Origin of the sequence: Mycolicibacterium confluentis (assembly GCF_010729895.1) — a bacterium.
GTDB classification, from domain to species: Bacteria; Actinomycetota; Actinomycetes; order Mycobacteriales; family Mycobacteriaceae; genus Mycobacterium; species Mycobacterium confluentis.
The window spans coordinates 576959-594167 of the sequence record NZ_AP022612.1 but is presented as its reverse complement, the minus strand read 5'-3'; the positions used below and the strand labels follow the sequence as shown (position 1 = coordinate 594167).

The 17209-nt window shown below is 67.0% G+C and carries 18 protein-coding genes; 7 read left to right on the top strand and 11 right to left on the bottom strand.

The annotated features are described in order from the left end of the window. Positions 1-15: 15 nt before the first annotated feature. The gene (locus tag G6N34_RS02745) at positions 16-930 is read right to left on the bottom strand and encodes a UTP--glucose-1-phosphate uridylyltransferase (RefSeq protein ID WP_085155427.1); all 915 of its coding nucleotides are present in this window, start codon (positions 928-930) and stop codon (positions 16-18) included. A 71-nt stretch (positions 931-1001) separates the two neighbouring features. Between G6N34_RS02745 and G6N34_RS02740 the strand changes: the two genes are divergently transcribed. Then, positions 1002-1601: a 5-formyltetrahydrofolate cyclo-ligase gene (locus G6N34_RS02740; RefSeq protein WP_085155120.1), complete on the top strand. Its 600-nt coding sequence runs from the start codon at positions 1002-1004 to the stop codon at positions 1599-1601. 16 nt (positions 1602-1617) lie between these two features. Here G6N34_RS02740 and G6N34_RS02735 read toward each other — a convergent pair whose 3' ends face one another. Then, positions 1618-2376 (bottom strand): HNH endonuclease family protein, encoded by a 759-nt coding sequence (locus G6N34_RS02735; RefSeq protein ID WP_234813060.1) that lies wholly within the window; start codon positions 2374-2376, stop codon positions 1618-1620. Between the two features lie 66 nt (positions 2377-2442). Here G6N34_RS02735 and G6N34_RS02730 point away from each other — a divergent pair, with 66 nt between their 5' ends. From G6N34_RS02730 to mscL, 3 genes are all read left to right on the top strand, one after another. Beyond that, positions 2443-2751 (top strand): FmdB family zinc ribbon protein, encoded by a 309-nt coding sequence (locus G6N34_RS02730; protein WP_085155122.1) that lies wholly within the window; start codon positions 2443-2445, stop codon positions 2749-2751. A gap of 65 nt (positions 2752-2816) precedes the next feature. Continuing rightward, positions 2817-3470: an SAF domain-containing protein gene (locus G6N34_RS02725; protein ID WP_085155125.1), complete on the top strand. Its 654-nt coding sequence runs from the start codon at positions 2817-2819 to the stop codon at positions 3468-3470. 80 nt (positions 3471-3550) lie between these two features. Beyond that, complete coding sequence (gene mscL, locus G6N34_RS02720) at positions 3551-3988, top strand: large-conductance mechanosensitive channel protein MscL (RefSeq protein ID WP_085155128.1); 438 nt, start codon at positions 3551-3553, stop codon at positions 3986-3988. A 58-nt stretch (positions 3989-4046) separates the two neighbouring features. Here the strand turns inward: mscL and G6N34_RS02715 are convergent, their stop codons facing one another. The 9 genes from G6N34_RS02715 to rpmF form a co-directional block, all read right to left on the bottom strand. Beyond that, entirely contained in the window at positions 4047-4385 is a 339-nt protein-coding gene (locus tag G6N34_RS02715) for a hypothetical protein (RefSeq protein ID WP_163645299.1), read from the bottom strand. Between the two features lie 401 nt (positions 4386-4786). Beyond that, complete coding sequence (locus tag G6N34_RS02710; RefSeq protein WP_085155132.1) at positions 4787-5428, bottom strand: porin MspA; 642 nt, start codon at positions 5426-5428, stop codon at positions 4787-4789. A 213-nt stretch (positions 5429-5641) separates the two neighbouring features. Continuing rightward, positions 5642-6283 carry a porin MspA gene (locus G6N34_RS02705; RefSeq protein ID WP_085155431.1) on the bottom strand — a complete coding sequence of 214 codons (642 nt, stop codon included), beginning with the start codon at positions 6281-6283 and terminating at the stop codon, positions 5642-5644. 201 nt (positions 6284-6484) lie between these two features. Continuing rightward, positions 6485-7126: a porin MspA gene (locus G6N34_RS02700; protein WP_085155134.1), complete on the bottom strand. Its 642-nt coding sequence runs from the start codon at positions 7124-7126 to the stop codon at positions 6485-6487. Between the two features lie 667 nt (positions 7127-7793). After that, a complete protein-coding gene (locus G6N34_RS02695; protein ID WP_109788639.1) occupies positions 7794-8288 on the bottom strand; it encodes a MogA/MoaB family molybdenum cofactor biosynthesis protein in 495 nt (164 codons plus the stop codon). A 71-nt stretch (positions 8289-8359) separates the two neighbouring features. Further along, entirely contained in the window at positions 8360-9730 is a 1371-nt protein-coding gene (locus G6N34_RS02690) for a S1C family serine protease (protein ID WP_085155139.1), read from the bottom strand. A gap of 57 nt (positions 9731-9787) precedes the next feature. Then, the gene (locus G6N34_RS02685; RefSeq protein WP_085155433.1) at positions 9788-11308 is read right to left on the bottom strand and encodes a HAMP domain-containing sensor histidine kinase; all 1521 of its coding nucleotides are present in this window, start codon (positions 11306-11308) and stop codon (positions 9788-9790) included. Positions 11309-11315: 7 nt separating this feature from the next. Then, positions 11316-12002, bottom strand: coding sequence for a response regulator transcription factor (locus tag G6N34_RS02680; protein WP_085155435.1), 687 nt, complete (start codon positions 12000-12002; stop codon positions 11316-11318). A gap of 67 nt (positions 12003-12069) precedes the next feature. Continuing rightward, positions 12070-12243, bottom strand: coding sequence for a 50S ribosomal protein L32 (gene rpmF, locus G6N34_RS02675; RefSeq protein ID WP_085155437.1), 174 nt, complete (start codon positions 12241-12243; stop codon positions 12070-12072). A 529-nt stretch (positions 12244-12772) separates the two neighbouring features. Between rpmF and G6N34_RS02670 the strand changes: the two genes are divergently transcribed. Genes G6N34_RS02670 through G6N34_RS02660 form a run of 3 tightly spaced genes read left to right on the top strand, consistent with a single transcriptional unit; the run spans position 12773 to position 17207 of the window. Then, positions 12773-14470, top strand: coding sequence for an acyclic terpene utilization AtuA family protein (locus G6N34_RS02670; protein ID WP_085155141.1), 1698 nt, complete (start codon positions 12773-12775; stop codon positions 14468-14470). After that, positions 14467-15615: an acyl-CoA dehydrogenase family protein gene (locus G6N34_RS02665; protein WP_085155143.1), complete on the top strand. Its 1149-nt coding sequence runs from the start codon at positions 14467-14469 to the stop codon at positions 15613-15615. Before G6N34_RS02670 ends, G6N34_RS02665 begins: the two co-directional genes overlap by 4 nt. After that, positions 15612-17207 carry an acyl-CoA carboxylase subunit beta gene (locus G6N34_RS02660; RefSeq protein ID WP_085155145.1) on the top strand — a complete coding sequence of 532 codons (1596 nt, stop codon included), beginning with the start codon at positions 15612-15614 and terminating at the stop codon, positions 17205-17207. The genes G6N34_RS02665 and G6N34_RS02660 overlap by 4 nt, the downstream gene beginning before the upstream one ends. The last annotated feature ends 2 nt before the right edge of the window (positions 17208-17209 follow it).

Genomic DNA, 17209 nt, shown 5'->3' with positions numbered 1-17209 from the left:
CGTCCGACGATCCAACTACTGCCCGGCCGGGCCCAGGCGCTCAACCAGCCAGCGACGCAACTCTGGGCCGTAGTCATCTCGTTCCAGAGCAAAGTCAACCGCAGCCTTGAGGTAGCCGCCGGGATTTCCCAGGTCGTGTCGGGATCCGCGGTGGATGACGACATGGACGGGATGGCCTTCTTCGATCAGCAGGGCGATGGCGTCGGTGAGCTGAATCTCGCCACCGACACCCTTTTGTACACGTCGCAACGCGTCGAAGATCGCCCGGTCCAGCACGTAGCGACCAGCGGCCGCATACGGCGACGGCGCATCCTCGGGCTTGGGTTTCTCCACCATGCCCTTGACGCGCAGCACGTTGGGGTTGGCGGCGTCGGGAACCACCTCGACGTCGAACACGCCGTAGGCGCTGATCTCGTCGCCGGGCACCTCGATCGCGCACAGCACCGAGCCGCCGCGCTTGGCGCGGACCTTCGACATGGTCTCGAGGACGCCCGTGGGGAGCACCAAGTCGTCTGGCAGCAGCACCGCAACAGCGTCCTCGTCGTCCGAGAGCACCGATTCGACGCAGGACACTGCGTGCCCGAGGCCCAGCGGCTCGGCCTGGACCACCGACTCGACCTTGATCAGTTCCGGTGCCCGGCGAACCTTTTCAAGCATGATGTGCTTGCCGCGGGCTTCGAGCGTGCCCTCGAGGACAAGGTCCTGGACGAAGTGTGCGACGACACCGTCCTTGCCCTCGGACGTCACGATCACCAGACGCTTGGCACCCGCGGAGGCGGCCTCGGCGGCAACAAGCTCGATGCCCGGGGTGTCGACCACGGGCAGCAGTTCCTTGGGCACGGTCTTGGTCGCCGGCAGAAAACGGGTCCCCAAACCGGCCGCCGGCACAATCGCGGTGCGCGGAATCGGTACTTCAGGACCCTGCGGCATGGACATCACCATAGCGGGCAACAGCAAGCGGGGTCAGTCAGGCGCGCATCACGTCATGCCATTGTTGAGAGATGCAGAATCCGGCGGCCGAGGCCAAGGCTGCGCTGCGCCGTCAGATGCTGGCCGCGCGCCGATCTGTTCCGGATCAGACGCATGCCGACGAGGCGCAGGCGTTGTCCGACGCGCTGGTTGTTTTCGTGTCCGCCCAGGTGGGAACGGGTGGCACGGTGTGCGCCTACGTCCCTGTGGGCTCCGAGCCCGGTTCGCCGGCGATGGTGGATGCGTTGGCCGCCGCGGGGGTGCGGGTGCTGCTGCCCGTCGTCGATCCTGGCGAACCGAAACCCCTTCGCTGGGCCGTCCACGAACCGGGCCAACTGATCGCGGCCCGTTTCGGTCTGCTGGAGCCGGCAGGCCCGCGACTGCCCGCCGGCACCGTCGCCGAGGCCGCCGTGCTGCTCATCCCCGCGCTGGCAGTCGACCGCCGCGGCGTGCGTCTGGGGCGCGGCGCGGGTTTCTACGACCGTTCACTTCCGCTGCGCGATCCCGCGGCACGTCTGGTCGCGGTCGTGCGCGACAGCGAATTCGTCGACGCTCTGCCCGCCGATCCACACGACGTACCGATGACACACATGGTCACCCCGGCCGCCGGGGTGACCGAACTGCAGAACTAGGCAGAGGTAAGCGGCACTAGCAGGACCTCAGAACCTCGACCATGGCGCGCTTCTCGTTCTCCGACACCCACAGCCCGTAGCTGGTCTTGACGTCGATCTGGCGCACCACGAACTCGCAGCGGAACCCCTCGTTGGACGGCAGCCAGCCGGCCGCATCCCGGAAGGCCTTGTCGAAGTTCGCCTTCGGGCTGACCGCCAACAGGTTGCGCGGGTCGTTGGCGAACTCGAGTCGACGCTGTGCGTCCCAGTTCCGTGCGCCCTTGTACCAAGCGTCCGACAGCGAAACAACGTGGTCGATCTCCACGGATTTGGACGTGGTCGGTCCGCGGACGAAGGAGATCGCGGTCGCGGTGTAGGGATCACGCAGGACTCCGCGGTCGGCGAAACACGTGTTGGGCCGGACCACCAGGTCAGTGAGGTCACGCCGCAGGATGTCGTCGCGCGTGTTGCACCCGTTGCGGCCGAACTCGACCCCGACGTCGTCGCTCCACGCCGGACCGAACCGGTGCCGCTGGTAGTCGTGGGCACGGTCCCATCCCTTGACGGGCAGCGCGGCCAGTTGGTCGCGCGCCGCGAGGAACCGCGGGTCCGAGGCGTGGTCACCCACCGGCGTCGGGGTTGCGGTCCAAGTGGTCGAGGGTTGCGCGTAGTTATCTCGCCCGATGCGCAGCACGACCGCCGCAAGCACCACCAGGGCCACGATCGCCAGGACGGTCAGGACTGGGCGAACCCATCGACGTGGCCGCCGAGGCGGCGGGGGAATGGGGAAGGCCACATAGCGGTTCTAGCACTTGAGACGGTAGAGTGCTAACAGTTTTCTCATTCACAGCGGAGGTTCTTGGTGCCGACTTACAGCTACGCGTGTACCGACTGCGGTGACCGCTTCGATGCCGTCCAGGCCTTCACCGATGACACCCTGACCACCTGCACCAAGTGCGAGGGCAGGCTGCGCAAGTTGTTCAACTCCGTCGGTGTGGTGTTCAAGGGCAGCGGTTTCTACCGGACCGACAGCCGGGATTCGAGCAAGAGCAGCAGCTCGATCCCGTCTCCGAGTGCCAGCGAGAAGCCCTCGTCGGAGAAGTCGTCGACGTCCTCCAGCGACAAGAGTTCCAGCTCCTCGGCGGCCCCCGCGGCCGCCGCGTCGAGCTAGCCACCCATCCACAAGCGCGCCGCCGGCAGCACACGTAGGCAGCACTGGCTGCCTACAGTGCGGCCATGGGCAGTGACCTCGATCCGGCGGCGCTGACTCGGCTGCGGCAGGCGCTGCAGCCCGACTGGGTGCACACCGCCAGGGCGCGACGCATCGCTGCGGCGGCCCTTGTCCTGCTCGCCGGTGTTGCGGTGGTGCGGGACAACCCAGATGCCGACCGTACGGCCGTGGTCATCGCAGCGCGCGACCTGACGCCGGGGACTCCCGTCAGAGTCGACGACGTCCGCCTTGAGAGTCGCTCGGCGGCAACACTTCCCGACGGAGCTCAGTCCGAGACCGCCGCAGTGCTCGGGACAACCGTGGCGGGTCCGGTGCGCCGCGGCGAAGTGCTCACCGACGTCCGCCTGCTCGGGTCACGCCTGGCCGAGACGACCGCGGGACCCGACGCCCGAATCGTGCCACTGCACTTGGCGGACAACGCGGTGCTCGACGTCATCCGCTCGGGCGACGTCGTCGACATCCTCGCCGCGCCACACGCCGAGTCCGACTCCGCCCCCAAGGTCATCGCCACCGACGCCGTCGTCGTACTGGTGTCAGCCGCCCCGCAGGGACCCGCACAGGCCCGAGACCGTGTCGTGCTGGTGGCACTACCCTCACGCCCGGCAAACACCGTGGCAGGGGCCGCGCTGGTGCAGTCGTTGACGTTGACGCTGCACTAGATGCTTCTACATCGCCGCGGCATGGGGCTAACCTTTTACCTCAGGAAAGTACTTTTTCAACGGCAGAAAGGTGCGTCCCCATGTTGAAGGGGTTCAAGGAGTTCATCGCCCGCGGCAACGTCATCGACCTCGCGGTCGCGGTGGTCATCGGCGCCGCGTTCACAGCGGTGGTGACCTCGTTCACCACAAACGTCATCGAACCGCTCATCAGCCGTATCGGCGCCGGGCCCGAATCGGACTACGGCATCCTGCGGATCCCACTGGGCGGTGACCAGTACATCGATCTGAACGCGGTCCTGACCTCGGTGATCAACTTCCTTCTGGTGGCCGCGGTCGTGTACTTCCTGATCGTGGTGCCGTTCAAGAAGCTGAAGGAACGCGACACCAAGGTCGAAGAGGACGAAACCGAACTGACGGTCCTGACCGAGATTCGCGACCTGTTGCGGCAGCAGTCCAACGGTTCCACCGCGGGCCGACACGGCGCCGCGGCGGACCCCATACCGCCGACCCGGCACTGACCGCAAAAAGACTGACGCCCCCGGCCAAAGCCGGGGGCGTCAGTCTTTCAGCCGTGTGTCACTGGCAGAACTGCGACCAAGAGAAGAGGCAGTCGTAGCCCAGCTCGGCCAGGTTGCCCGGAGGCGGCGAGCCGCCCTTGACGACGGGCACCGCGATGTCCGAGCCGCGGACCTCGCCCTGCGCGTTGACCGAACCGATGTCGGACGCCCGGGTCTCGCCCTGGCCGCCCGGCGCACGCACGCCGCCTTCGACCGCGGGACCCTGAGACGGCGCCGAGGGGTCGGCTGCGATCTCGTCGGCGTAGGCAGTGCCGGCGCCGAGGCTCAGCAGAGCCGCCGTTGCCGCGACCGCGCCGAAACCGGCGATCCTCAGTTTCTGTCTGGGGTGTTTGGCCACCGCCATTCCCTTCTCTTAACCACGAGATGTAAGCCTTACAAGCAGCATGTTTCTGCGTGTGCATAAGGTATCAGTAAATGCCCAGTTGTGCGCGCCCGGTCGGGGTTGCTGCAATCTGCGAAACACCTTCGGGCTCAATTCATATTCCTCGATTCTTGGTACGGGGCTACGTTGTCGCCGGAGCCCGCGATCGGACGGGCGCGCGGGAGCCTCAACACTCTCTCTGCCGTCCTGTCAGCGCCGTCCGCGTAGGCCCCCACCACCGTCCCCGCCGGGCCCCTCACACGCCGACCGGGACGTTCACGACGAGGAACCGATCATCACCGGATTCGAGCCGTGAGAACTCACAAACGGCTCCCGGCGCAGTGCGCCGGGAGCCGTCCAGGTTTGACCGGGTCAGGTCAGTTCATGTTCCACGGCTCGCCGTAGGTGGTGACGCTGTCACCGGAGCCCGAGATCAGACGGGCGTAGGGACGCAGCAGCACACCGCCGGCAGCACCGGTCACGGTGCCATGAGCGTTGGAGACCGCCACCGCCCCGTTGGGACCGGAGACGTCGACCGAGAAGGTCGCGACTTCCTGGATGCCGGGGCCGTTGCCCAGGTCAGCACTGATCGACACACCCGGGAACAGCGGCGGGGTGGTGATGCCCGGGATGAGGTCGACGAAGCCAGGACCGACGAAATCCTGCGCGTCCAACGCGATGTTGGGGGTGGTGTAGCTGAAGTTGATGCCCACACCCAGCGACCACGGGAAGCCGACCTGGTAGCCCAGTTCCAGCACACCCTCGAACTCGTCGGCACCCTCACCGGTCACCGAATACACGGCCCTGCCGGAGTGGAACCACTCACGAGTCAGACGGTTGCGGTCCAGCGGGAACACACCGTTGAGGAACGTGTCCCACTGCTGAATCGTCAGGGTGCGGCCCTGGCCGTCCACCAAGCTCACCTCATTGTCCAAGCCAGCGTGCGAGGTGCCCGTTCCCACGAACAGGGTGGCGAACGCGGCGAGAATCGCCACCAGCACCCGACTGAATACCTTCATGCACTCTCTCCCGCTCTCCGAGGCTTCTCCTGAAGACTTAAGAAGAGTACGACCCGAGCTGCAACGCCACCACGGAATCTCCCACGAAGTCCACAGCCGGGTTGCAGGAATGAGGTCCATGCTGACGGACATGTCTGAGCGCCGTTCCTCCGCACGACCAAAACGGCCCCCGGCGCAGTGCGCCGGGGGCCGTCCAGGTTTGACCGGGTCAGGTCAGTTCATGTTCCACGGCTCGCCGTAGGTGGTGACGCTGTCGCCGGAGCCCGAGATCAGACGGGCGTAGGGACGCAGCAGCACACCGCCGGCAGCACCGGTCACGGTGCCGTGAGCGTTGGAGACCGCCACAGCGCCGTTGGCACCGGAGACGTCGACCGAGAAGGTCGCGACTTCCTGGATGCCGGGGCCATTGCCCAGGTCAGCACTGATCGACACACCCGGGAACAGCGGCGGGGTGGTGATGCCCGGGATGAGGTCGACGAAGCCAGGACCGACGAAATCCTGCGCGTCAAACGCGATGTTGGGGGTGGTGTAGCTGAAGTTGATGCCCACACCCAGCGACCACGGGAAGCCGACCTGGTAGCCCAGTTCCAGCACACCCTCGAACTCGTCGGCACCCTCGCCGGTGACCGCGTACACGGCCCTGCCGGAGTGGAACCACTCACGGGTCAGACGGTTGCGGTCCAGCGGGAACACACCGTTGAGGAACGTGTCCCACTGCTGAATGGTCATGGTGCGGCCCTGGCCGTCCACGAGGCTCAGCTCATTGTCCAAGCCGGCTTGTGAGGTACCCGTTCCCACGAACAGGGTGGCGAACGCGGCGAGAACCGCCACCAGTACCCGACTCATTACCTTCAATGTCTTCCCCACTCTGTCTCAGGTCGCTCTCGGAAAAACTCTCGTAAGTTTTCTCATGGAAACTTAAGAAGTGCAGCCCAACCCTGCAACTCGAGTTGCAAAGATTTAACAAACACACAGACTTGACCACACAATCTTCGCACAACAAGGACGGCCCCCGGCGCAGTGCGCCGGGGGCCGTCCAGGTTTGACCGGGTCAGGTCAGTTCATGTTCCACGGCTCGCCGTAGGTGGTGACGCTGTCGCCGGCACCCGAGATCAGACGGGCGTAGGGACGCAGCAGCACACCGCCGGCAGCACCGGTCACGGTGCCGTGGGCGTTGGAGACCGCCACAGCGCCGTTGGCACCGGAGACGTCGACCGAGAAGGTCGCGACTTCCTGGATGCCGGGGCCGTTGCCCAGGTCAGCACTGATCGACACACCCGGGAACAGCGGCGGGGTGGTGATGCCGGGGAGGAGGTCGATCATGCCCGGCGCGATGAAGTCCTGGCCGTCCAGGGCGATGTTGGGGGTGGTGTAGCTGAAGTTGATGCCCACACCCAGCGACCACGGGAAGCCGACCTGGTAGCCCAGTTCCAGCACACCCTCGAACTCGTCGGCACCCTCACCGGTCACCGCGTACACGGCCTTGCCGGAGTGGAACCACTCACGGGTCAGACGGTTGCGGTCCAACGGGAACACACCGTTGAGGAACGTGTCCCACTGCTGAATCGTCAGGGTGCGACCCTTGCCGTCCACCAAGCTCAGCTCATTGTCCAAGCCAGCGTGCGAGGTGCCCGTTCCCACGAACAGAGTGGCGAATGCGGCGAGGACCGCCACCAGCACCCGACTGAATACCTTCATGTTCTCCCTAGCTGTGTCAGCGGTGATCCGGGGGGGCTCACCGAGAGGGGTTCCATTAAGGACATCCAGATGAGAAGCCTCACATGGATCCCTTAATTTTCGCTCATCATTTGCGACACGAGGAACATAACGGCGCCTACTTCACCCGGCAACGCATCCGAATTTCCCCGAAAACACTGGCGTGACATGCCAGGAGTTTGCTCGCGCAGAAGCAGGAGTTGATGCGGTTGCGCCGCGCCCCTGTGGTTGCTCCACACCATCGGGGCAGCGGCCCCAGCCCAGACGCCGCGCCCGGCCAACCCACGTACCAGCGGCAATACCCGACAAACAGGTCCGATCAGTCACCCGTGGTGCGGCGGAACATTCTCCTGCAGCCACCGATCCCGTTCCCGTTCGTCGCGGCCGGCATCGGGATCGCGCTCATCGCTCGACTCCTGGGGAATTTCGATACCGAAGATCTTGTTAACTGAATCGCGATCTCGCGGTGCTGTACCTGCCACAACGCCTCCACTGCTGTGATGGAGTTAACACTATCTCCATTTACCCTGTTCACGCGGCCGTAACACAACTTACGGAGCCGTGACCCGCCGCTAGGACGGGAATAAAGAACGGGCACCGCGCCGGTTTCGGCTAACGGTGCCCGTAACTTGAGAGCTTGTGCGACCGCTCAGATCTCCAGGCTCGACAGTTGGCCGATGACCTGAGCGGCCAGCGGGTTGAGGGTGGCCATGCCATCGCGCACCGCGGCGCGGGAGCCCGCCAGGTTGACCACCAGTGTGCTTCCGGAGATACCGGCGAGGCCGCGGGACAGTCCGGCGTCGGGGATGCCGGCTGACAGACCGGACCCGCGCAGCGCCTCGGCGATGCCGAGCAGTTCACGGTCCAGGATGTCGGTCGTGGCCTCCGGCGTGACGTCGCGCGGCGTCACACCGGTCCCGCCCACCGAGACGACAAGGTCGACGCCGCCGATGACGGCGGTGTTGAGTGCGTTGCGGATCTCCACCTCGTCGGCGGCGACCACGACCACACCGTCCACGACGAAACCGGCTTCGTTGAGCAGTTCCGTCACCAGTGGACCGCTGTGATCCTCTTCCCCATGCGCAGTACGGTCGTCGACCACGACCACGAGCGCCCTACCCACCAGCTCCACAGGCTGTTCCATGGATGCCACCGTATATCCGGACCGCGACAGCGGTGTCACCGCCGTCAGGGTTGCAGGGGGGAGTTCAATCGTCACTGCTTGGCCTTACCCAACGTCACCTGCAGCGAAACCGGTTCTCCCGACTCCCCCACGTACGTCAGCGTGATGGTGTCACCGGGCGCCTTGGAACGCACCGCGGCCACCAGAGCGTCCGCGCTGGCGATCACACGATCGTTGACCTTGGTGACGACGACACCGCTGGGCAGGCCCGCGCCGGAGGCCGCACCGCCGGGCGTCACCTCGACGATCTTGGCGCCGTTCGAGCTGGTGTCGTTGCTGACCTGCACACCCAGGGAGGCGTGCGAGGCCGTTCCGGTGGCGATCAGCTCATCGGCGATCCGCTTGGCCTGATCCACCGGAATCGCGAAGCCCAGGCCGATCGACCCGCCCTTGGGCCCGTTCTGCGAGTCAGCGCCGAGGGTCGCGATCGCGGAGTTGACGCCGACCAGTTCACCGTTCATGTTCACCAGCGCACCGCCCGAGTTGCCGGGGTTGATGGCGGCGTCGGTCTGGATGGCGTCGAGCACCGTGTTCTGGTTGCCCGCATCTCCGGCCGTGGAGACCGGGCGGTTGAGCGCGCTGACGATGCCCGTCGTCACGGTTCCCTCGAGGCCCAGCGGCGATCCGATCGCGACGACGTTCTGCCCGACTCGCAGATCGGCCGACGACCCGAGCGTGATCGGGGTCAGGCCCGACACGCCCTCGGCCCGCACGACCGCGATGTCACTGGCGGGATCGGTGCCCACGACAGTGAACGGCGCGGTGCGCCCGTCGGCGAAGGTCACCGTGGTGGTCGGCTTGGCGCCCCGCGGGCTGGGCTCGTCCGGCGAGGCGGGCGCACCGCCGCCGCTCGGCGCGGGACCACCTGCGGCCGCGGCGACCACGTGGTTGTTGGTGAGAATGAGGCCGTCCGACGTCAAGATGATGCCGGAACCCTCCTCGTTGGCCCGGCCGAGATCGGTCTCGAGCTTGACCACACTGGGCACCACCTTGGCGGCAACCTGTTCGATCGATCCCGCGGGCACGTTGGCCGCGGGCACGCTGGGCGCCGGGCCGTTGGCCGTGGAGACACTCGACGGGGCCTGCGGGTCAGGTTCGGCCAGCAGCGCCACCGCGCCGCCGACACCGGCCGAGACCACCGCGATCGCCAGCGCACCAGCAGCCAATCCGACTGAACGTGAACGCTTTCCGGGCTTAGTCGGACGGGGCTGCGGTTGCTGGGGTGCGGTTCGGTAGGGGTCGTAGGGCGGGCGCGGCTGCTGGCCGGTCTGCTGCGTGGCGTAACGCCAGTCGTAGCCCTGCTGGAACTGCCCTGGATACGCCTGCGGTGCATGCGGATTGACTCCGGGCGGCGGGCCCTGGGGGCCGTGCTGCTGCGGAACGTACCTCGGCTGGTTCGTCATGGATTCGCTTGTGTCCTTCACTTGGGAGGCTCAGTCGGCCAGTCGGCCCGTTGGCATCTACCTTGCCTGCATCGACTGAGAATCGACTGAGACAACGCTCTGCGCTTGTGGTGACTTCTCCCCATTGTTGCTGAAGACGTCCGGTCCAGCCGGGTCCGACACGGGCGGCAGGGGTCGTCCCGGCAGCAGAACGAAGATCGACGTACCCGGCGGTTGGCCGCCCGGCACGGTGTCCTCGACCCGCAACGCGCCACCGTGTTTGAGCACAACGTGTTTGACGATGGCCAGGCCGAGACCCGACCCAGGCATGGCACGCGCGGCCGTCGACCGATAGAACCGCTCGAACACCAGCCTGCGTTCCTCGAGCGGAATGCCGGGTCCCAGATCCGACACCACCAACTCGGCATTCGCCGGATCCAGTTGGGTGAGCCGCAGACCGACCCGTCCGCCCGACGGACTCCACTTGGCCGCATTGTCGAGCAGGTTGAGCACCGCGCGCGACAGTCCTGTGGCGTCGCCGTACACCTGCCACGGCGTCACGTCGATGTCGAACTCGATGTCGTTGCGGCGGCGACGGACCCGCTCGAGGCTGCGGTCGATGACCTCGACCATGTCCACGGCCTCGTGCACCACACCACCCGCGTCGTCACGGGTGAGATCCACCAGATCGCCCACCAGAGTGGACAATTCCTCGATCTGGCCGATGACGTCCGACCGCAGTTCGACCATCTCGGTCTCGGGGATCGGTGGGGCGCCCGGTTTGTGCGCGGCCATCAACAGTTCGACGTTGGTGCGCAGCGACGTCAGTGGCGTGCGGAGTTCATGGCCGGCGTCGGCGACAAGCCGCGCCTGGCGCTCACGCGATTCGGTGAGCGCACGGAGCATGGTGTTGAACGCCTCTGTCAGGCGCGCGAGTTCATCGCTGCCGAACACGGGGATCGGGCGCAGATCGTCGGTGCGCGCAACGCGTTCCGCGGCCTGCGTCAGCCGGACCACGGGCCGCAGGCCGGTTCGGATCACGATCCCGCCCGCTATGGCAGCCACCGCGACACCGACGCCGCCGACCGCCAGCAGCACCCAGCGCAGTTTCGTCATCACCGCGTCCGTGGGCGCCAAGCTCTTCGAGATCAGCAGCGTGCTGTCGTTGGGCAGGTGCACCGCCAGCACGCGTTGGTCGTCGGCCGTGCGGCGCGACATGAACAGCTCACCCCGGATCACGGCCTTCTCGGTGTTGCCGATCGGGAGGGTCTGTCCCTCCTGGTTGGCCGTGTAGATCGACTTGCCCGGGTTGATCAGCATCGCGTTGACGTCGGAGTACGCCGTACCCTCGATGGCCTTGGCCGGATCGGCGGCCAGCGAACCGCTGGCGATCAGGAGCTGAGCCCGGCTCTGCAACTGGTTGTCGATGTCGTCGTAGAGAGCCGCCGAAACCACCGCGTAGACCGCGACGGCCATCAGCACCACCACCATCGCCACCATGGACATGGCCAGCAGCATCACGCGCCAACGCAACGACAGCGACGGCGTGGCCTCCAGCGGTGAGTGCTGAGGCGGTTTCTGCCGACGGAAGAGACGCATCACACCCTCACGGCGGCGTCTCACGCAGCACGTAACCCACACCGCGGACGGTGTGGATCAAACGTGCCTCCCCCTCCGCCTCGGTCTTGCGCCGCAGATAGCCGACGTACACCTCAAGGGCGTTGCCAGAGGTTGGAAAGTCGAAGCCCCAGACCTCTTCGAGGATGCGACTGCGGGTCAGGACGCGCCGCGGATTCGCGATCAGCATCTCGAGCAGTGCGAACTCGGTCCGGGTGAGGCTGATGTGACGAGTGCCTCGGGTGACATCGCGGGTCACCGGGTCGAGCGTGAGGTCGGCGAAGGTCATCGTCGCCGAGTCGGCCTGATCGTCGAGGGTGCTGCGCCGAAGCAGGGCACGCATCCGCGCGAGCAGTTCCTCCAGCGCGAATGGCTTCGGGAGATAGTCATCAGCGCCCGCGTCCAGTCCGGCGACACGCTCGGACACCGAGTCCCGCGCAGTGAGCACCAGAATGGGCAGGTCATCACCTGTGCTGCGCAGCTGCCGACACACTTCCAAGCCGTCCAGGCGCGGCATCATCACGTCCAGGATGACCGCGTCGGGGCGTTCCTCCGTGATGGTGGTCAGCGCCTCGACGCCGTCCTCCGCAAGAGAAACCGAGTAACCGTTGAAAGTGAGGGACCTGCGTAGCGATTCGCGCACAGCGCGATCGTCATCGACGACAAGAATCCGCACGGCCACCAGTGTTATCCCACCGCCTGAGACCAGACTGAGAGGCGCGCCGAGCGGCCGTCAAGCAGGATCAGCGCTTGTCGAGGTCGACCAGGCCGAGGCGAGCGGCCTTGAGGAGGCGACGCGGCACCTTGTGCTGCTGGCCGGCGACGGTCACGTTGACCAGACCGGTGGCCTCAGCCTTCCACTGTGCGCGACGGCTACGGGTGTTCGAACGCGACATTCTGCGCTTCGGCACGGCCATGACGTGCATCTCCTTCGGTTGGTCCCCAAATTCGGGACAAGTTCAATCGGTCGCGCGGACCTCAGCGGCGACAATTGCAGTTCAGGATAGCGGGTGGGCCGCGGGCTCCCCAAATTCAGCGGATCGCCGGGGTCCCGCCGGATTGCGGGCAATCATCCGCGGGCCTCCCACCAGGGGTCTAGCCTTCCCCTCAGCTGTCGGCTGAGGTTGGGGGACTCCCGATGAAGCGTTTCACGATCGCCGTCCTGTTGATTATGGGCTTGGCAGGGTGCGGAGGTGGCGACCGCGGCACCGAGACCGCGGCCCACACGACCAGCTGATTTCGGCACGGAACAGGCTCTTCGATCAGACCCAACATGCCATGACGAACGAGGACTGGGTGGGCTACTGCAAGGCCATCGACGACATGCGCGCCGAGTTGGGGCTGTAGCTCGCAGCACCGAATCTGCGCGCCGTCAACCCTTGACTCGGAACCGCCGGTACCCGGTAACCTACCGACTGGTTGGGGGGCCACGATCGGAGGGCGCGGGTGAGGGATGCGGTTCGCATCGGCAACTGCTCGGGGTTCTACGGCGACCGACTCGCGGCCATGCGCGAGATGCTCACCGGCGGTGACCTCGACTACCTGACCGGCGACTACCTGGCCGAGCTGACCATGCTGATCCTCGGCCGCGACCGGATGAAGAATCCGGACGGCGGCTACGCCAAGACCTTCCTGCGCCAACTCGAGGAATGCCTCGGCCTGGCCAAGGACAAGGGCGTGCGCATCGTCGCCAACGCGGGCGGCCTCAATCCCGCGGGCCTGGCCACCGCGGTCCGCGCTCTGGCGGATCGCCTGGGCATCGAGGCCTCGGTCGCGCACGTCGAGGGTGACGACCTGCTGCCCCGCGCGGGTGAACTCGGATTGGGCTCGCCCCTGACCGCCAACGCCTACCTCGGCGCCTGGGGAATCGTCGAGTGCCTGAACTCCGGCGCCGACATCGTGGTCACGGGTCGGGTCACCGACGCGTCGGTGATCGTGGGCCCCGCTGCCGCGCACTTCGGGTGGCGTGCGGGCGACTACGACCGCCTCGCCGGCGCAGTGATCGCCGGCCATGTCATCGAATGCGGCATCCAGGCCTCCGGCGGCAACTACGCGTTCTTCACCGAACTCGCCGATCTGACCCACCCGGGGTTCCCGCTCGCCGAGATCGCCGCCGACGGGTCATCGGTCATCACCAAGCACGACGGCACCGGTGGCGCGGTCACCGTCGGGACCGTGACGAGCCAACTGCTCTACGAGGTCACCGGCGGCCGTTACGCCAACCCCGATGTGACCGCGCGCCTCGACAGCGTGACCCTGCGCGACGACGGCCCCGACCGCGTCGCGATCAGCGCCGCCACGGGCGAACCCCCTCCCCCGACGCTCAAGGTGTCCCTCAACGGCATCGGCGGCTTCCGCAACTCGATCTCCTTCGTGCTGACCGGACTGGACATCGAGGCCAAGGCCGGGTTGGTGCAGCGCCAACTCGACGCCGCATTGACGGTGCGCCCCGCGGAGATGGAGTGGACGCTGGCGCGCACCGATCACCCCGACGCCGACACCGAGGAGACCGCCAGCGCGCTGCTGCACTGCACGGTGCGCGATCCCGACCCCGCCAAGGTCGGCCGCGGGTTCACCAGCGCCGGAATCGAACTCGCGCTCGCCAGTTATCCGGGCTTCCATGTGACCGCACCGCCCGGCGACGGATCGGTGTACGGCGTGTTCACCGCGGGCTGTGTCGACGCCGGCGAGGTCCCGCACATCGCGGTGCTCGCCGACGGCGCGCGTGTCACCATTCCGCCCGCGACGCAGACGCAGGTACTCACTGCCGTCGAGGACCCTCCCCTGCCCCCTCCGCTGGACACCGGACCCACCCGCCGTGTCCCGTTGGGCACCATCGCGGGCGCGCGCAGCGGTGACAAAGGCGGTGACGCCAACGTCGGACTCTGGGTCCGCACCGACGACCAGTGGCGGTGGCTGGCGCACTTCCTGACCGTGGACAGGGTGCGGGACCTGCTGCCCGAGACCGCGGATCTCGGCGTCACCAGGCACCTGCTGCCCAACCTGCGCGCGGTGAACTTCGTCATCGAGGGCCTCCTGGGGCAGGGCGTCGCCTATCAGGCCCGCTTCGACCCGCAGGCCAAAGGCTTGGGCGAATGGCTGCGCGCCCGCCACGTGGACATCCCGGAGAGGCTGCTGCCATGAGCATCTGGACCACCCCTGAGCGCCAGCAGTTGCGCAAGACCGTGCGCGACTTCACGCAGCGCGAGATCCTGCCGCACGTCGATGACTGGGAGCGCGAGGGGGAACTGCCCCGCGATCTGCATCGCCGCGCCGCCGAGGCCGGCCTGCTCGGCGCGCAGTTCCCGGAGTCGGTCGGCGGCGGGGGCGGTGACGGTGCCGACGCCGTGGTGATCGCCGAGGAGTTACACGAATCCGGCGCGGCCGGTGGCGTTTTCGCATCCCTGTTCACGTGCGCCATCGCGGTCCCACACATGGTGGCCTCGGGGGATCAGCGCCTCATCGAGCAGTTCGTGCGGCCGACCCTGGGCGGCGAGAAGATCGGTGCGCTCGCGATCACCGAACCCGGCGGCGGCTCTGACGTCGGCCATCTGGCCACGCGGGCCGACCGCGACGGCGACCACTACATCGTCAACGGCGCCAAGACCTACATCACGTCCGGTGTGCGGGCTGACTACGTCGTCACCGCGGTGCGCACGGGTGGGCCCGGCGCCGCCGGTGTATCGCTGCTGGTGGTGAAGAAGGGGACGCCCGGGTTCGAGGTGACCCGCAGGCTCGACAAGATGGGCTGGCGCTGCAGCGACACCGCCGAACTGACCTACACCGACGCAGTTGTGCCTGCCGAGAACCTGGTGGGGCCGGAGAACACGGGCTTCCTGCAGATCGCGGCGGCCTTCGTGTCCGAACGCATCGGCCTTGCCGCCCAGGCCTATTCGAGCGCGCAGCGCTGCCTGGACCTCACCGCACAGTGGTGCCGCGACCGGGAGACCTTCGGTCGCCCGCTGATCTCACGGCAGTCGGTGCAGAACACTCTGGCCGAGATGGCGCGGCGCATCGACGTCGCGCGGGTCTATTCACGCCACGTCGTCGAACGGCAGTTGGCCGGTGAGACCAACCTGATCGCCGAGGTGTGCTTCGCCAAGAACACCGCGGTGGAGGCCGGCGAGTGGGTGGCGCATCAGGCCGTGCAGTTGTTCGGCGGCATGGGCTACATGACCGAATGCGAGGTCGAACGCCAGTACCGCGACATGCGAATCCTCGGCATCGGCGGCGGAACCACCGAAATCCTCACCGGACTGGCCGCCAAAACGCTTGGATATCAGGCGTGACGGTACTCGGCTCAGCACTCGACCCGAACTCGTCGACCTTCCGCGAGGCCGCCGACGAACTTCTGCGCAAACTCGACGAACTCGACGCCGAGTTCGCGAAGGCCGTCGCCGGTGGCGGCGAGAAATACGTGGCCCGCCACCGCGAGCGAGGCAAGCTCACCGCGCGGGAGCGCGTCGAAGCGCTGATCGACCCGGACTCCCCCTTCCTGGAACTGTGCCCCTTGGCGGCCTACGGCAGCGAGTTCCAGGTGGGCGCCAGTGTCGTCACGGGCATCGGTGCGGTCGAGGGTGTCGAATGCATGATCGTCGCCAACGACCCCACCGTGAAGGGCGGCACCAGCAACCCGTGGACGCTGCGCAAGACCCTGCGCGCGAACAGGATTGCGCTTCAGAACCGCCTGCCGGTGATCTCGCTGGTGGAGTCCGGCGGTGCGGATCTCCCCACCCAGAAGGAGATCTTCATCCCCGGCGGCCAGCTGTTCCGGGACTTGACCCGGCTGTCGGCCGCGGGCATCCCGACCATCGCGGTGGTGTTCGGCAACTCCACCGCCGGCGGCGCCTACATCCCGGGCATGTCGGACCACACCGTGATGATCAAGGAGCGCTCCAAGGTGTTCCTGGCGGGCCCGCCGCTGGTCAAGATGGCCACCGGCGAGGAGTCGGACGACGAGTCGCTCGGCGGCGCCGAGATGCACGCGCGCACTTCGGGACTGGGTGACTACCTCGCGGTGGACGAACTCGACGCCATGCGGATCGCGCGGCGCATCGTGGTCCGGCTGAACTGGACCAAGCAGGGCCCGGCACCGGCGCCGTTCACCGAACCACGGTTCGACGCCGAGGAACTGATCGGCATCGTTCCCCCGGACCTCAAGATCCCGTTCGACCCGCGGGAGGTGATCGCCCGCATCGTCGACGACTCCGACTTCGACGAGTTCAAACCCCTCTACGGCGGATCGCTGGTCACCGGTTGGGCCCGACTGCACGGGTATCCGCTGGGCATCCTGGCCAACGCACGCGGGGTGCTGTTCAGCGAGGAGTCCCAGAAGGCGACGCAGTTCATCCAGTTGGCCAACCGCTCCAACACCCCACTCCTGTTCCTGCACAACACCACCGGCTACATGGTGGGCAAGGACTACGAGGCGGGCGGCATGATCAAGCACGGTTCGATGATGATCAACGCGGTGTCCAACTCGACGGTGCCGCACATCAGCCTGCTGATCGGCGCGTCCTACGGTGCGGGCCACTACGGGATGTGTGGGCGGGCCTATGACCCCCGGTTCCTGTTCGCCTGGCCGTCGGCCAAGTCCGCCGTGATGGGCGGGACGCAGTTGGCCGGGGTGCTGTCGATCGTCAGCAGGGCCGCCGCGCAGGCCCGCGGGCAGACCGTCGACGAGGACGCCGACGCCGCACTGCGCGCGGCCGTCGAGGCGCAGATCGAGGCCGAGTCGCTGCCGGCGTTCCTGTCCGGCCGCCTGTACGACGACGGGGTGATCGACCCCCGCGACACCCGCACCGTGTTGGGAATGTGCCTGTCCGCCATCGCCAATGGCCCGATCGAGGGGACGTCGAACTTCGGCGTCTTCCGGATGTGAGC

What these genes read in the sequence shown, in the direction of transcription:
- G6N34_RS02745 (WP_085155427.1), bottom strand. Translation starts at nt 930, where the DNA reads ATGCCGCAGGGTCCTGAAGTACCGATTCCGCGCACCGCGATTGTGCCG.
- mscL (WP_085155128.1), top strand. Translation starts at nt 3,551, where the DNA reads ATGTTGAAGGGGTTCAAGGAGTTCATCGCCCGCGGCAACGTCATCGAC.
- G6N34_RS02685 (WP_085155433.1), bottom strand. Translation starts at nt 11,308, where the DNA reads ATGCGTCTCTTCCGTCGGCAGAAACCGCCTCAGCACTCACCGCTGGAG.
- G6N34_RS02740 (WP_085155120.1), top strand. Translation starts at nt 1,002, where the DNA reads ATGCAGAATCCGGCGGCCGAGGCCAAGGCTGCGCTGCGCCGTCAGATG.
- G6N34_RS02710 (WP_085155132.1), bottom strand. Translation starts at nt 5,428, where the DNA reads ATGAAGGTATTCAGTCGGGTGCTGGTGGCGATTCTCGCCGCGTTCGCC.
- G6N34_RS02700 (WP_085155134.1), bottom strand. Translation starts at nt 7,126, where the DNA reads ATGAAGGTATTCAGTCGGGTGCTGGTGGCGGTCCTCGCCGCATTCGCC.
- G6N34_RS02665 (WP_085155143.1), top strand. Translation starts at nt 14,467, where the DNA reads ATGAGCATCTGGACCACCCCTGAGCGCCAGCAGTTGCGCAAGACCGTG.
- rpmF (WP_085155437.1), bottom strand. Translation starts at nt 12,243, where the DNA reads ATGGCCGTGCCGAAGCGCAGAATGTCGCGTTCGAACACCCGTAGCCGT.
- G6N34_RS02690 (WP_085155139.1), bottom strand. Translation starts at nt 9,730, where the DNA reads ATGACGAACCAGCCGAGGTACGTTCCGCAGCAGCACGGCCCCCAGGGC.
- G6N34_RS02725 (WP_085155125.1), top strand. Translation starts at nt 2,817, where the DNA reads ATGGGCAGTGACCTCGATCCGGCGGCGCTGACTCGGCTGCGGCAGGCG.
- G6N34_RS02695 (WP_109788639.1), bottom strand. Translation starts at nt 8,288, where the DNA reads ATGGAACAGCCTGTGGAGCTGGTGGGTAGGGCGCTCGTGGTCGTGGTC.